The following is a 12,545-nucleotide window of genomic DNA, read 5'->3' on the forward strand; positions in this document are numbered from 1 at the left end:
CAGATTTCTTTGACGCAGGTCACACGTCCGCTCCGGTCCCCGGGCGGTGATCTCCGCCATGCTGTCCTTCGGACAGGGGCGTACCGGACGGTACGCCCGAGCCGCGACACCGGAGGGGACATCACCATGGCCGACACCGTGCTCTACGAGGTGGGCGACGGACTCGCGACGATCACGCTGAACCGCCCCGAGGCGATGAACGCGCTGAACATCGCGACGAAGGTCGCCCTGCGCGAGGCGGTCGAGTCCGCGGCGGCCGACGAGGCCGTGCGCGCGGTGCTGCTGACGTCCGCCGGCGACCGGGCGTTCTGCGTCGGGCAGGACCTCAAGGAACACATCACGCTGCTGGCATCGGACCGCGAGACCGGGTCCGGGCGGACCATGACCACGGTGAAAGAGCACTACAACCCCATCGTGCGGGCGCTGACGGAGATGCCGAAGCCCGTGGTGGCGGGGGTGAACGGGGTCGCGGCCGGTGCCGGTCTCGGGTTCGCGCTCGCCGCGGACTACCGGGTGGTGGCGGACACGGCGGCCTTCAACACCTCGTTCGCGGGGGTGGCTCTGACCGCCGACTCCGGGATCTCGTGGACGCTGCCGCGCGTGGTGGGCCCGAGCCGCGCCACCGACCTGCTGCTCTTCCCGCGCAGCATCAGCGCCCAAGACGCCTACGAGCTGGGCATCGCGAACCGGGTCGTCCCAGCCGGCGAGCTGCGGGCCGACGCCGAGAAGGTGGCCCGCGCGCTCGCCGTCGGTCCGACGGTGGCGTACGCGGCGATCAAGGAGGCGGTGGCCTACGGGCTCTCCCACTCCCTGACCGAGACCCTCGACAAGGAGGACGAGCTGCAGACGCGCGCCGGGCAGTCCGAGGACCACGCGATCGCGGTGCAGGCCTTCGTGAACAAGGAGAAGCCGAAGTACCTGGGCAGGTAGCGCCGATACGCGCTCCTGCCGGGCGTGTCGGCCCCCTGAGCGCGCACCGAGCGCCTACTGAGCGGCCTACAGGTCGCCTCTGGCCACGCAGTCCGCAAGGTGGTCGTCGACCAGACCGCACGCCTGCATCAGCGCGTACGCCGTCGTCGGGCCCACGAAGCGCAGGCCGCGCTTCTTCAGGTCCTTCGACAGGGCCGTCGACTCCGGGGTGACCGCCGGGACATCCGACAGCGACCTGGGGGCCGGACGGGTGGCGGGGTCCGGGGCGTGGGACCAGATGAGGGTGTCCAGGTCGTCCGGGGCCCAGTCGGCGAGCACGCGCGCGTTGGCGATGGTCGCGTCGATCTTGGCGCGATTTCGGATGATGCCCGCGTCGGCCAGCAGGCGCTCGCGGTCCTCGTCCGTGAAGGCGGCGACGGCGTCGATCTTGAAGTCGGCGAAGGCGGCGCGGAAGCCCGGGCGACGGCGCAGGATCGTGATCCAGGACAGGCCGGACTGGAAGGCCTCCAGGCTGAGCCGCTCGAAGAGGGCCTCGTCGCCGTGGACCGGGCGGCCCCACTCCTCGTCGTGGTACGCCACGTAGTCCTCGGTGGACAGCGCCCAGGGGCAGCGCAGCACGCCGTCGGGACCGGCGAGGGCGGCGCCGTCGCTCACTGCTGCTCCCCCGGGCCGTGCGCGGGCTTCTCCATGGAGACGTGGGCACCGGCCCGGGCGCCCGCCAGCGCGGACTCCAGGTCGACGATGCGCGCGTCGCGCTCCGCGAGTTCGGCGCCGATGCGGTTGAGGGCGTCGTCGACGTCCGCCATGCGGTAGCCGCGCGCGGCGAGGGGGAAGCGCAGGTCGTCCACGTCCGCGCGGCTGACCGGGCGGTCGGGCGGCAGCGGGTCCTGGAGGCGCTCGGGGATCGCGTCGGGCAGCGGGCCGTCGCTCTCGCCGCCGCCCACCACGGCCAGCGTCACCGCGGCCACCACGACGGCGAGGGCGACGACCAGGAACAAGAACATAACCATCGCTGTGGTCCCCAAACTCGATGTTCGGAAGCTGAATGTGTCAGGGTCCGATCGTGCCATGCGGGTCTGACAGTTAGGGTCGCAGGCGGTCGAAGACGGGCACGTACTAGGAGAGGTCACAGGGGATGCTCAGGCTGGGCAGGCGCGAATTCGAGGCGCACGAGCCGGTGATCATGGCGATCGTGAACCGGACCCCGGACTCCTTCTACGACCAAGGGGCGACGTTCCGCGACGAGCCCGCCCTCGCGCGCGTGGAGCAGGCCGTGGCCGAGGGCGCGGCGATCGTCGACATCGGTGGGGTCAAGGCCGGGCCGGGTGACGAGGTGACGGCCGAGGAGGAGGCGCGGCGGACCGTCGGGTTCGTGGCGGAGGTGCGGCGGCGGTTCCCTGATGTCGTCATCAGCGTCGACACGTGGCGGGCCGATGTCGGTGAAGCCGTGTGCGAGGTCGGGGCGGATCTGCTGAACGACGCGTGGGGTGGCGTCGATGCGCGGCTCGCGGAGGTCGCCGCGCGGTACGGGGTGGGCCTTGTGTGTACGCACGCGGGTGGGGCGGAGCCTCGGACTCGGCCGCATCGGGTGGCGTACGACGATGTCATGGCCGACATTTTGCGGGTGACGGTCGGACTTGCCGAGCGGGCGGCCGAGTTGGGGGTGCCTCGGGAGTCGATCCTCATCGACCCTGGGCACGACTTCGGTAAGAGCACGCGGCACAGCCTGGAGGCGACTCGACGGCTTGGGGAGATGGTCGAGACCGGGTGGCCTGTGCTGGTGTCGCTGTCCAACAAGGACTTCGTTGGCGAGACGTTGGACAAGCCGGTGAAGGAGCGGGTGGTGGGGACGCTCGCGACGACCGCCGTGTCGGCGTGGTTGGGGGCGCAGGTGTATCGGGTGCACGAAGTGGCGGAGACGCGGCAGGTGTTGGACATGGTGGCGTCGATTGCCGGGTGGCGTCCGCCGGCTGTCGCGCGACGCGGGTTGGCGTAGGGCTTTCCTCGCCCCCGCCGCCCATACCCGTCCCGTCCTTCTGGGGCTCCGCCCCAGACCCCGCTCCTCAAACGCCGGAGGGGCTGATTTTTTCGCTGGCCAGCTCTTGATCTTTTTAGCCCGTCCGGCGTCTGAGGACGAGGCCGTTCAGGCCGAAGCGGGGGTCTGGGGGCGGCAGCCCCCAGGGGACACGCCGGCCGCATCAACCCCCGCTCAAGCCCCGCGCCTAGCGGCCCGCTTCCTTCGACACCAACGCCACCGCCTCGTCCACGTCGTCCGTCACGTGGAACAGGAGGAGGTCCTTCTCTGAGGCCTTGCCCTGGGCTACCAAGGTGTTGCGGAGCCAGTCGATCAGGCCGCCCCAGTACTCGCTCCCGAAGAGGACGATCGGGAAGCGGGTGACCTTCTGGGTCTGGACGAGGGTGAGGGCCTCGAAGAGTTCGTCGAGGGTGCCGAGGCCGCCGGGGAGGACCACGAAGCCCTGGGCGTACTTGACGAACATCATCTTGCGGACGAAGAAGTACCGGAAGTTGAGGCCGATGTCGACGTAGGGGTTGAGGCCCTGCTCGAAGGGCAGCTCGATGCCGAGGCCGACCGAGATGCCCTTGGCCTCGCCTGCGCCCTTGTTGGCCGCCTCCATGGCGCCGGGGCCGCCGCCGGTGATCACCGCCCAGCCCGCTTCCACCAGGGCCCGGCCGAGCCGTACGCCCGCCTCGTACTCCGGCGAGTCCGCCTTGGTCCGCGCCGAGCCGAACACGCTGATCGCGGGCGGGAGTTCGGCGAGCGTGCCGAAGCCCTCGATGAACTCCGACTGGATGCGCAGGACCCGCCAGGGGTCGGTGTGGACCCAGTCCGAGGGGCCGCCCGCGTCCAGCAGGCGCTGGTCGGTCGTGCTCGCCGTCACCTGGTCGCGCCGCCGGAGTACCGGCCCCAGGCGCTGCTCCTCCGGTGGCTGCTGCTTGCCCTCGGGGTTCCCGGTAGCCATGTGCGCTCCCTCCGCTTGCAGGTGTTTCCACCTCAGCGTAGATCTCCGCTGGTTACGGACGGGGGACGTCGGCATGTCCGCCATGCAGCGCCACCCCGCCGATCGGTCGGACCGGGCCGAGGACCAGGCTGGGGATCAGGCCGAGAGCCACGCCCTCAGCCGCTTCTCGCCCGCCAGGATCTTTGCCGTTTCCACCCGTTCGTCCCGCTTGTGCGCCAAGTGCGGGTTCCCGGGGCCGTAGTTGACCGCAGGGACGCCGAGCGCGGAGAAGCGGGAGACGTCCGTCCAGCCGTACTTGGGCCGGGGCTCGCCGCCGACCGCCTCGATGAAGGCGACCGCGGCCGGGTGGGAGAGGCCGGGCAGCGCGCCGCCGCTGTGGTCGTCGACCACGAACTCCTCGACCCCGCAGTCCGCGAACACCTCGCGCACGTGGGCGATCGCCTCCTCCTCCGTACGGTCGGGCGCGTAGCGGAAGTTGACCGTCACCACGCACTCGTCGGGGATGACGTTCCCGGCGACCCCGCCGGAGATGCCGACCGCGTTGAGGCCCTCCCGGTACTCCAGGCCGTCGATGACCGGATAGCGGGGTTCGTAGACGGCGAGGCGGGCGAGGATCGGGGACGCCGCGTGGATCGCGTTGGAGCCCATCCAGGAGCGTGCGGAGTGGGCCCGCTCGCCCTTGGTCTTCAGCAGCACGCGCAGGGTGCCCTGGCAGCCGCCCTCGACCTCGCCGTCCGACGGTTCGAGCAGCACCGCGAAGTCGCCCTCCAGCCAGTCCGGATGGGCCTCGGCGACATGGCGCAGGCCGTTGAGCTCGGCGGCGACCTCTTCGTTGTCGTAGAAGATGAAGGAGATGTCCCGGTTGGGGGCGGGAACGGTTGCCGCGATGCGGAGTTGGACCGCCACCCCGGACTTCATGTCGCAGGTGCCGCAGCCCCACAGGACGCCCTCGTCGTCGAGGCGGGAGGGGACGTTGTCGGCGATCGGGACCGTGTCGATGTGGCCGGCCAGGATCACGCGCTCCGCGCGGCCCAGGTTCGTACGGGCGATCACGTTGTTGCCGTACCGGTCGACCGTCAGGTGCGGAAGGGCGCGCAGGGCGGCCTCGATCGCGTCGGCGAGCGGCTTCTCGGTGCCGCTCTCCGAGGGGAAGTCGACGAGCCGGGCGGTCAACAGAGCGGCGTCCAGCGTGAGGTCAAGGGGGGTGTCGGCCATGCCGTCGACCCTAACGCGCCGAGGTCGGGACCTCCGTCCACACCCGGCTCGGCAGCCACAGCGGCCTCCGCTACCTTGTACGCGTGCCAGAGCCGTCACCTCACTCCCCCAAGCGTCGTGGTCGCTTCCTCCGCTTCTCGGCGGCCTTCGTGGTCCTGCTCGGTGTCGCGGGGTATCTCGTCGTGCAGTACGAGACGGGAGGCAGAGGGCCGGGGTGCGAGGTCGTCTCCGGCAAAAGCGACGGAACGGCCTACGAGTTCACGCCCGAGCAGGCCGTGAACGCGGCGACGATCGCCGCCGTCGGCACCGGGCGCGGTATGCCCGAGCGGGCCGTGGCCATCGCGCTGGCGACCTCCATCCAGGAGTCGGGCCTGGTCAACATCGAGCACGGCGACCGGGATTCACTCGGCCTGTTCCAGCAGCGCCCCTCGCAGGGCTGGGGCACCGAGAAGGAGATCCTGGACCCGACGTACGCGGCGGGCGTCTTCTACGAGCACCTGGCCAAGGTGCCCGACTACACCAAGTTGCCGCTGACCGTGGCCGCGCAGCGCGTGCAGCGCAGCGGCTTCCCCGAGGCGTACGCCAAGCACGAGCCGGACGCCACGCTGCTGGCCGCCGCCCTCACCGGCTCCTCGCCGGCCACGCTGACCTGCCAGGGCCGCCCGGACACCACCGTGACCGAGGCGGGCCCCGACGCCGTACGGGCCGCGCTGGTACGGGACTTCGGGCGCGACGCGCTGCAGACGACCGCCGCCGAGGTGAGCGACGCCTCGACGACTCCCACCCCGACGCCGACGCCGACGGTGAGCACGACCGCGGGTTCGCGGACCGTGACCCTGCCGGTGACCAAGGACACCGGCACCGGCAAGGGCCGGGACGTGCGCGAGCGCGGCTGGCAGCTGGCCCACTGGGCCGTGGCCAACGCCTCCGCGCTGCACATCGAGCGCGTCTCCTACGGCGGGCGCGAGTGGAGCGCCGGGAACACCGACAGCAAGTGGCGTACGGCGGGCGCGCAGAGCACCGGCGGGGCGAAGCAGGCCGCGAACGCGGTCCGGATCGTCACCGGGCAGTAGTGCGAGTGATCACCCACGAGGGTTAGCCGAAGCCCCCTCGCGGCAGGGTGTGCGCAGGTTTTCGCGCAGTCACTCCCGAAACCGCGAAAACCCTTGAGAACAAAGGGCTGTAAGGATTCGGCACACTTTCGGACCAGGCACTCTTTGCCCGTTTTTATCCGCAGCCGATTATGCGACGCATTGCCAACTCTTTACGTTGCCGCTGCGCAACCTCCGAGGGGCTTCGAGCGGTAGTCACGACGTCCGAGCAACGTTTCCTCCCGTCACAAGGAGCATCATGTCCCTCCCCCTGACCCGTCGGATTGCCCGTGCCGCGCTGCTCGTCGCGGCGGGAGCGGCTGCCGGGGTCGGTGCGGCCGGCGCCGCGAGCGCGGCCCCCGAGCTGCCCGCCACCCCCAACCTCGGCGGCCTGACCGCCCTGGACGGGGCGAACGTGGGCAACACCGTCGACGGAGCGGCACAGAACGTCACCGGGCTCGCGGGCGAGGCCGGCGGCAAGGCGATCAAGAAGGCGGTGCCGGCCGCGGGCAAGACCGGCGGCAAGGCGGTCAAGAAGGCCGCGCCGGCCGCGCAGAAGACCGCGGGAGAGGCGGCGGGCTCCGCCGGGGACCTCGTCGGTGACACCACGAAGACCGCCACCAAGGGCGGGCTGCCGACGGACTCCCTCACCAAGGGCGGCGGTCTCCCCTCCACGGACACCCTGCCGCTGAAGGGCCTGCCGCTCGGCGGCTGATCACCACGCCTACGACGAAGGGGCCCGGGATCGTCTCCCGGGCCCCTTCGTCATGCACGCACGCGTAGGACTACGCCAGCCGCTCCACGGCCGCCCGCACCCGCTCGTCCGTCGCCGTCAGGGCCACGCGTACGAACGTCTCGCCGGCCGTGCCGTAGAAGTCGCCGGGCGCGACCAGGATGCCCAGGCCGGCCAGGTGGGCCACGGTGTCCCAGCAGGACTCGCCCCGGGTCGCCCACAGGTAGAGGCTGGCCTCGCTGTGCTCGATCCGGAAGCCGTGCCCGACCAGCGCCTCGCGCAGGGCGCTACGGCGGGCGAGGTACCGCTCCCGCTGCTCGCGCACATGGCCGTCGTCGCCGAGGGCCGCGACCACGGCCGCCTGGGTCGGCGCGGAGGTCATCATGCCGCCGTGCTTGCGGATCTCCAGGAGCGGGCCGAGGACGGCCGGGTCGCCGGCCAGGAAGGCCGCGCGGTAGCCCGCCAGGTTCGAGCGCTTGGAGAGCGAGTGGACGGCCACGATGCCGTCGTACGAGCCGCCGTTGACGTCCGGGTGCAGCACCGAGACCGGGTCGGCGTCCCAGCCCAGTTCGAGGTAGCACTCGTCGGAGAAGATCAGGACGCCGTGCTCGCGGGCCCAGGCGACGATCCGGGTCAGCTCGTCCTTCGACAGCACCTGGCCGGTCGGGTTGGAGGGCGAGTTGAGCCAGAGGAGCTTCAGGCCGTCGGGGTCGAGGGCCGTCGGGTCGTCGTAGGTCTCGTACTCGGCGCGGGCCAGGCGGGCGCCCACCTCGTACGTCGGGTAGGCCAGGCGCGGGTACGCGACCCGGTCCCCGGGGCCGAGGCCCAGCTGGGTCGGGAGCCAGGCGACGAGTTCCTTGGAGCCGACGATCGGCAGGACGTGCCGGTGGGTGACGTCCCGGGCGCCGAGCCGTCGCTCGACCCAGCCGGTGATCGCGTCACGCAGCGCCGGGGTGCCCCAGACCGTCGGATAGCCCGGCGAGTCGGCCGCGTCGACGAGCGCCTTCTGGATCAGGTCGGGGACCGGATCGACCGGGGTGCCGACGGACAGGTCGACGATGCCGCCGGGATGCGCCGCGGCCGTCTTCTTGTACGGCTCCAGCTTGTCCCAGGGGAAGACGGGGAGGCGGTCGCGTAGTGACTCGCTGGAAGGGCGGCGGTGGGCGACGGGCGGGCGGTCGGAGACTGCGGACACGTGCTCGCTCACTTTCTTCGGTACGGCAAACGCCTCGGCCCCGTACGGTCGCGATCAGGACGATCAGGCCGTACGGGACCGAGGCGGCGCGATGTGCGGGCCGCGGGCGGCGGCTACTCGGCCTGCGGGGGCAGCGCGGCGACGAACGGGTGGTCGCGCTCGATCAGACCCAGCTTGCTGGCACCGCCCGGGGACCCGAGCTCGTCGAAGAACTCGACGTTCGCCTTGTAGTAGTCCTTCCACTCCTCGGGAGTGTCGTCCTCGTAGAAGATCGCCTCGACCGGGCACACCGGCTCACAGGCTCCACAGTCGACGCATTCGTCCGGGTGGATGTACAAGGACCGCTGGCCCTCGTAGATGCAGTCGACCGGGCACTCCTCGATGCACGCCTTGTCTTTGACGTCGACACAAGGCTGCGCGATGACGTAGGTCACGCTGTCGTTCCTCCTCGATAGGGCGCCGGCGGGCCTCCTCAGGCTCCGCCGCCTGGCGCGCGGAAGCGCGGCGTCGTCGATGCCCGCCCCTAGTATCTCCGTTCTTGGGCATGATCCGAACAGGAGGGGTGAACCGACCTGTGGAAATCTCGGCCTCCGGGCGACTCGAGGTCCGCATCACCGCAGCTGACGTGGGGAAACGAGTATCCGTACGGCGGCTGAACGAACCTGGGACAACTCAGGAGAAGTTCACCGACACGGTGGGTGTTCTCACATCATGGGACGACGGTGTGCTGCTGATCACACGGAAGAGCGGCGAGAGCGTCCACATCGCGGAATCCTCGCTGGTCGCGGGCAAGGTGGTGCCCTCCGCACCGGCCCGCCGCCGGGGCCCCGCCACCTCCTACGAGGAGCTCGCGCACGTCTCCTCGCGCGCGTGGCGGCCGGTGGAGAGCGAGCGGCTCGGGGACTGGGAGCTGCGGGCCGCGAGCGGCTTTACGCGGCGCGCGAACTCCGTGCTCCCGCTGGGCGATCCGGGCCTGCCGCTCGACGAGGCGCTGGATGTCGTACGACGGTGGTACGGCGACCGGGGGCTGCCCGCGTACATCCAGACCGCGACCGGGGCCGAGGGCACGCAGGAGCTGTTGTGCGCGGAGCTGGAGCGGCGGGGCTGGGTGCGTGAGGTGAGCGCCGCGCTGTGGATCGGGGCGCTCGCGCCGGTCGCGGACCGGGTCGAGGGCGCGGACGTCGTGCTCTCCCGGGAGGCCGACGAGGCGTGGCTGTCCCGGTACCAGCGCAAGGGGGTGAGCGAGGTGGCGCTGAAGGTGCTCGGCAGCGGTCCTTCGGTGTGGTTCGCGACGGTTCCCGGCGAGGAGTCTCCCGCTGCCATCGGGCGGTGCGTGGTCGACGGGCGGTGGGCTTCGTTCGCCGCCGTGGAGGTGGACCCGGCGATGCGGCGGCGGGGGCTGGCGACCGTCGTGATGGCCGCGTTGGCCCGGCGGGCGCTGGACGAGGGGGCCTCGGCCGCGTGGTTGCAGGTCGAGGCGGAGAACGTGGGCGCGCGGGCGCTGTATGCCGGGATGGGGTTCGGGGCGCATCACGCGTATCACCACTATCGGGAACCGGCGGCTGTCGGCGGCGCCGGCGAAAGTGAACGGTAGCGATCGCCGGGAAAGGGCACGAGCCTGCTATGCGTCACCCCACTCCCCCGCCGCCCGAGCGGGCCGCCGAAGTACGGCGGCGGTTCGCCGAAGAGGCCCGGTCCGAGCGGCCCGATCTGTCCGCGCTGTGCCTGTTGGTGGGCGCGGCGGCGGACGGCACGCTGGACGACGCCGGTCTGGATGCCGCGCAGCTGGAACTCGACCGGCTGGCCGGGCAGTTGCCCTTCCGGCCCGGTGGGCCGTTGTCCTGGGCGACCGCGTTGCATCATCTGCTGGGCGTTCAGGAGGGATTCCGCGGCTTCCCTGTCGACTACCAGCGGCTGGAGTCGTCCCTGCTGCACGAGGTGCTTCGGCGGCGGCGCGGGCTTCCGATCCTGTTGTCCGTGGTGTGGATGGAGGTCGCGCGGCGGGCGGGGGGCCCGGTGTACGGGGTCGCTCTGCCGGGGCATTTCGTCGTCGGGTTCGGGCCTCCTGAGCAGCAGGTGCTCGCCGATCCGTTCGACGGGGGGCGGGTGCTCGGTGGGGGCGACGCGGAGGTGTTGGTCGCGGGGGCGACGGGGGCTCCGCTGGATGCCTCGATGTTGACGCCGGCCGATCCGTTGGAGGTGGTTCTGCGGATTCTCAACAACGTGCGGGCGTGGGCGGCGGCTCGGCCTGAGCGGTCGGATGTGGCGTTGTGGGCGGTTGATCTGTCGTTGCTGCTGCCGTCGCATCCGGCGCGGTTGCGATACGAGCGGGCTCAACTCCTTGTACAGCGGGGTGACTTCGTCGAGGGGGCGGTGGAGTTGGAGGAGTACGCCGGGTTGATCAGCGCGGTGGATGAAGGGGCGGCTGAGCGGGTGCGGGGGCAGGCTCGGGCGGCTCGGGCGTTGCTCAACTGAATTGCGCCGGGGCGCCGTAGGGGTGGCGGTGCGATTGCGTGTGCACGTGCGTCGTGGCTGGTCGCACAGTTCCCCGCGCCCCCAAGGCCGCTGCCCTGAACGGCAACTACAGCCAGCCCTTCTCCCTCGCGATCCGTACCGCCTCCGCCCTGTTCCGTACTGCCAGTTTCTGGATTGCCGTGGAGAGGTAGTTGCGGACCGTGCCCTGGGACAGGTGCAGGGTGGCTGCCAGTTCCGCGTTGGTGGAGCCGTCGGCTGCGGCACGGAGCACTTCTCGCTCTCGGTCGGTCAGCGGGTTCGCTCCGTCGGCCAAGGCGGCGGCCGCCAGCGTGGGGTCGATCACCCGGTCGCCGGCGAGGACCTTGCGTACCGCTTGGGCGAGTTGGGCCGCGGGGGCGTCCTTGACGAGGAAGGCGTCGGCGCCGGCCTCCATGGCGCTGCGGAGGTAGCCGGGGCGGCCGAAGGTGGTGAGGACGACCAGCTTCACGGACGGGAGTTCCCTGCGCACGGCGGCCGCCGCCTCGATGCCGGTGCAGCCGGGCATCTCGATGTCCAACAGGGCCACGTCCACGGCGTGTTCGCGGACCGCGGCCAGAACCTCGTCGCCGCGCGCCACTTGGGCGACCACCTCGATGTCGTCCTCTAGGCCGAGCAGGGCGGCCAGTGCCTCGCGGACCATCGACTGGTCCTCGGCGAGCAGCACCTTGATCGTTCGGCTCATGCCCCGGATCCTACGTCCGCCGGGGTGGCGGCGGGCACGCGGACGACCAGTCGGAAGCCCTGCTTGGTGCCGCCCGCGTCCAGGGTGCCGCCCGCCTTCTCCAAGCGTTCGGTGAGGCCGGTCAGGCCGTTGCCGGGTCCCTTGCCCGAGCCGCCGCAGCCGTTGTCCTCGACGGTGAGTTCCAGCACCGGGCCGCCCAGGGTCTGGCGGGCGAGCAGCTCCACCGTGCAGCGCCGGGCGCCGCTGTGCCGTACGACGTTGGTGATCGCCTCGCGCAGCGCCCAGGCCAGGGCCGACTGGCTCTCCTCGGGTACGCCGGTGAGGTCGAGGGCTGTTTCGTCGGGGAGTTCGGCGGTGACTCCCGCCGCGGTCAACGCGACCTGGGCGCCCGCCAGTTCGGCGGCCAGGCGGGGGCGGCGGTAGCCGGTGACGGCCTCCCGGACGTCGACCAGGGCCTGCCGGCTGACCTGTTCGATGTCGGCGACCTGCTGGGCCGCCTTGTCGGGCTGGCCGGGGAGCATCCGGCCGGCGAGTTCGCTCTTCAGCGTGATCAGCGAGAGGGAGTGGCCGAGCAGGTCGTGCAGGTCCCGGGCCAGGCGCAACCGCTCCTCGTTGGCGGCGAGTTGGGCGACGGTGGCGCGTGCCTTGCGCAACTCCACCGTCGTACGCACCAGTTGGCGTACGCCCGTCATGGAGTAGCCGACAAGGAGCACGATCAGGAACAGGCCCCAGGCGTCGTCCAGGTCGTCGACGAACCAGCCCGCCAGCATCATCGCGGCGGTGGTCAGCGGGATCGTCCAGTAGGCGGCGCGCAGGGGGAGGGTGATCCCGCAGGTGACGGAGACGTAGACGTAGAGGCCCAGCCAGGGGCTGCCGAGGGAGAAGGACAGCGTGACGGCCAGGACCCACAGGACGGCCACCAGAGCCGCGACGACCCAGCCCGCGTACGGGCGGCCCATGGTGCGGAAGACGAGGGCCAGATAGGTCGCGGTGAAGGTCACCAGGCCCACCCAGCCGGCTGTCGTGGCCGAGGTGGTGTGGTGGTCGGCCGCCAGGTCCTGCACGGGCCCGCTGAGGAAGACCAGCCAGGGCAGGATCCACACCAGCTTGCGGATCGCCTCGCCCCGGTTGCGGGGCGGCCGGCCGATCCGCACCAGCCGCTCCGCCCGGGCTTCCTCGTCGGGCCGCAGATCTTCCGTCATCG

The 12,545-nt window shown here is 71.4% G+C and carries 14 protein-coding genes; 6 read left to right on the forward strand and 8 right to left on the reverse strand.

All coding sequences use genetic code 11. The features are described from left to right. Positions 1-126 precede the first annotated feature (126 nt). Positions 127-930, forward strand: coding sequence for an enoyl-CoA hydratase/isomerase family protein (locus M2283_RS36985; RefSeq protein ID WP_280880865.1), 804 nt, complete (start codon positions 127-129; stop codon positions 928-930). Between the two features lie 66 nt (positions 931-996). Here M2283_RS36985 and M2283_RS36990 read toward each other — a convergent pair whose 3' ends face one another. Then, positions 997-1,584: a DNA-3-methyladenine glycosylase I gene (locus tag M2283_RS36990; RefSeq protein ID WP_280880866.1), complete on the reverse strand. Its 588-nt coding sequence runs from the start codon at positions 1,582-1,584 to the stop codon at positions 997-999. After that, positions 1,581-1,934: a DivIVA domain-containing protein gene (locus tag M2283_RS36995; protein WP_280881049.1), complete on the reverse strand. Its 354-nt coding sequence runs from the start codon at positions 1,932-1,934 to the stop codon at positions 1,581-1,583. Before M2283_RS36995 ends, M2283_RS36990 begins: the two co-directional genes overlap by 4 nt. A 131-nt stretch (positions 1,935-2,065) precedes the next feature. On the opposite strand from M2283_RS36995, the gene folP reads away from it, so the two are divergent. Then, entirely contained in the window at positions 2,066-2,926 is an 861-nt protein-coding gene (gene folP / locus M2283_RS37000) for a dihydropteroate synthase (RefSeq protein ID WP_280880867.1), read from the forward strand. Positions 2,927-3,152: 226 nt separating this feature from the next. Here folP and M2283_RS37005 read toward each other — a convergent pair whose 3' ends face one another. Together M2283_RS37005 and dapE are read right to left on the reverse strand one after the other, a co-directional pair. Next, positions 3,153-3,911, reverse strand: a complete 759-nt coding sequence (locus M2283_RS37005) for a TIGR00730 family Rossman fold protein (protein WP_280880868.1) — start codon at positions 3,909-3,911, stop codon at positions 3,153-3,155. Between the two features lie 135 nt (positions 3,912-4,046). After that, complete coding sequence (dapE, locus tag M2283_RS37010; RefSeq protein WP_280880869.1) at positions 4,047-5,126, reverse strand: succinyl-diaminopimelate desuccinylase; 1,080 nt, start codon at positions 5,124-5,126, stop codon at positions 4,047-4,049. A gap of 83 nt (positions 5,127-5,209) precedes the next feature. Between dapE and M2283_RS37015 the strand changes: the two genes are divergently transcribed. Together M2283_RS37015 and M2283_RS37020 are read left to right on the forward strand one after the other, a co-directional pair. Continuing rightward, positions 5,210-6,199 (forward strand): heavy metal transporter, encoded by a 990-nt coding sequence (locus M2283_RS37015; RefSeq protein ID WP_280880870.1) that lies wholly within the window; start codon positions 5,210-5,212, stop codon positions 6,197-6,199. A 277-nt stretch (positions 6,200-6,476) separates the two neighbouring features. After that, positions 6,477-6,932, forward strand: a complete 456-nt coding sequence (locus M2283_RS37020) for an ATP-binding protein (RefSeq protein ID WP_280880871.1) — start codon at positions 6,477-6,479, stop codon at positions 6,930-6,932. A 70-nt stretch (positions 6,933-7,002) separates the two neighbouring features. Here M2283_RS37020 and M2283_RS37025 read toward each other — a convergent pair whose 3' ends face one another. Both M2283_RS37025 and fdxA read right to left on the reverse strand, forming a co-directional pair. Continuing rightward, the gene (locus tag M2283_RS37025; protein ID WP_280880872.1) at positions 7,003-8,145 is read right to left on the reverse strand and encodes a bifunctional succinyldiaminopimelate transaminase/glutamate-prephenate aminotransferase; all 1,143 of its coding nucleotides are present in this window, start codon (positions 8,143-8,145) and stop codon (positions 7,003-7,005) included. 113 nt (positions 8,146-8,258) lie between these two features. Beyond that, positions 8,259-8,579: a ferredoxin gene (gene fdxA, locus M2283_RS37030; protein WP_007495984.1), complete on the reverse strand. Its 321-nt coding sequence runs from the start codon at positions 8,577-8,579 to the stop codon at positions 8,259-8,261. A gap of 140 nt (positions 8,580-8,719) precedes the next feature. Here fdxA and M2283_RS37035 point away from each other — a divergent pair, with 140 nt between their 5' ends. Continuing rightward, positions 8,720-9,739: a GNAT family N-acetyltransferase gene (locus M2283_RS37035; RefSeq protein WP_280881050.1), complete on the forward strand. Its 1,020-nt coding sequence runs from the start codon at positions 8,720-8,722 to the stop codon at positions 9,737-9,739. Between the two features lie 29 nt (positions 9,740-9,768). Continuing rightward, the gene (locus M2283_RS37040; protein WP_280880873.1) at positions 9,769-10,620 is read left to right on the forward strand and encodes a transglutaminase-like domain-containing protein; all 852 of its coding nucleotides are present in this window, start codon (positions 9,769-9,771) and stop codon (positions 10,618-10,620) included. Between the two features lie 106 nt (positions 10,621-10,726). Here M2283_RS37040 and M2283_RS37045 read toward each other — a convergent pair whose 3' ends face one another. Both M2283_RS37045 and M2283_RS37050 read right to left on the reverse strand, forming a co-directional pair. Beyond that, positions 10,727-11,341 (reverse strand): response regulator transcription factor, encoded by a 615-nt coding sequence (locus M2283_RS37045; RefSeq protein ID WP_280880874.1) that lies wholly within the window; start codon positions 11,339-11,341, stop codon positions 10,727-10,729. Then, a complete protein-coding gene (locus tag M2283_RS37050) occupies positions 11,338-12,543 on the reverse strand; it encodes a sensor histidine kinase (RefSeq protein WP_280881051.1) in 1,206 nt (401 codons plus the stop codon). Before M2283_RS37050 ends, M2283_RS37045 begins: the two co-directional genes overlap by 4 nt. Positions 12,544-12,545 lie beyond the last annotated feature (2 nt).

This window comes from Streptomyces pseudovenezuelae (assembly GCF_029892565.1).
In the GTDB taxonomy this organism is placed as follows: domain Bacteria; phylum Actinomycetota; class Actinomycetes; order Streptomycetales; family Streptomycetaceae; genus Streptomyces; species Streptomyces pseudovenezuelae_A.

Bases quoted from the DNA above. Each gene is read 5' to 3' on its own strand.
- M2283_RS37045 (WP_280880874.1), bottom strand. From the start codon at position 11,341: ATGAGCCGAACGATCAAGGTGCTGCTCGCCGAGGACCAGTCGATGGTC.
- M2283_RS37005 (WP_280880868.1), bottom strand. From the start codon at position 3,911: ATGGCTACCGGGAACCCCGAGGGCAAGCAGCAGCCACCGGAGGAGCAG.
- dapE (WP_280880869.1), bottom strand. From the start codon at position 5,126: ATGGCCGACACCCCCCTTGACCTCACGCTGGACGCCGCTCTGTTGACC.
- M2283_RS37020 (WP_280880871.1), top strand. From the start codon at position 6,477: ATGTCCCTCCCCCTGACCCGTCGGATTGCCCGTGCCGCGCTGCTCGTC.
- M2283_RS36985 (WP_280880865.1), top strand. From the start codon at position 127: ATGGCCGACACCGTGCTCTACGAGGTGGGCGACGGACTCGCGACGATC.
- folP (WP_280880867.1), top strand. From the start codon at position 2,066: ATGCTCAGGCTGGGCAGGCGCGAATTCGAGGCGCACGAGCCGGTGATC.
- M2283_RS37050 (WP_280881051.1), bottom strand. From the start codon at position 12,543: ATGACGGAAGATCTGCGGCCCGACGAGGAAGCCCGGGCGGAGCGGCTG.
- M2283_RS36995 (WP_280881049.1), bottom strand. From the start codon at position 1,934: ATGTTCTTGTTCCTGGTCGTCGCCCTCGCCGTCGTGGTGGCCGCGGTG.
- M2283_RS37040 (WP_280880873.1), top strand. From the start codon at position 9,769: ATGCGTCACCCCACTCCCCCGCCGCCCGAGCGGGCCGCCGAAGTACGG.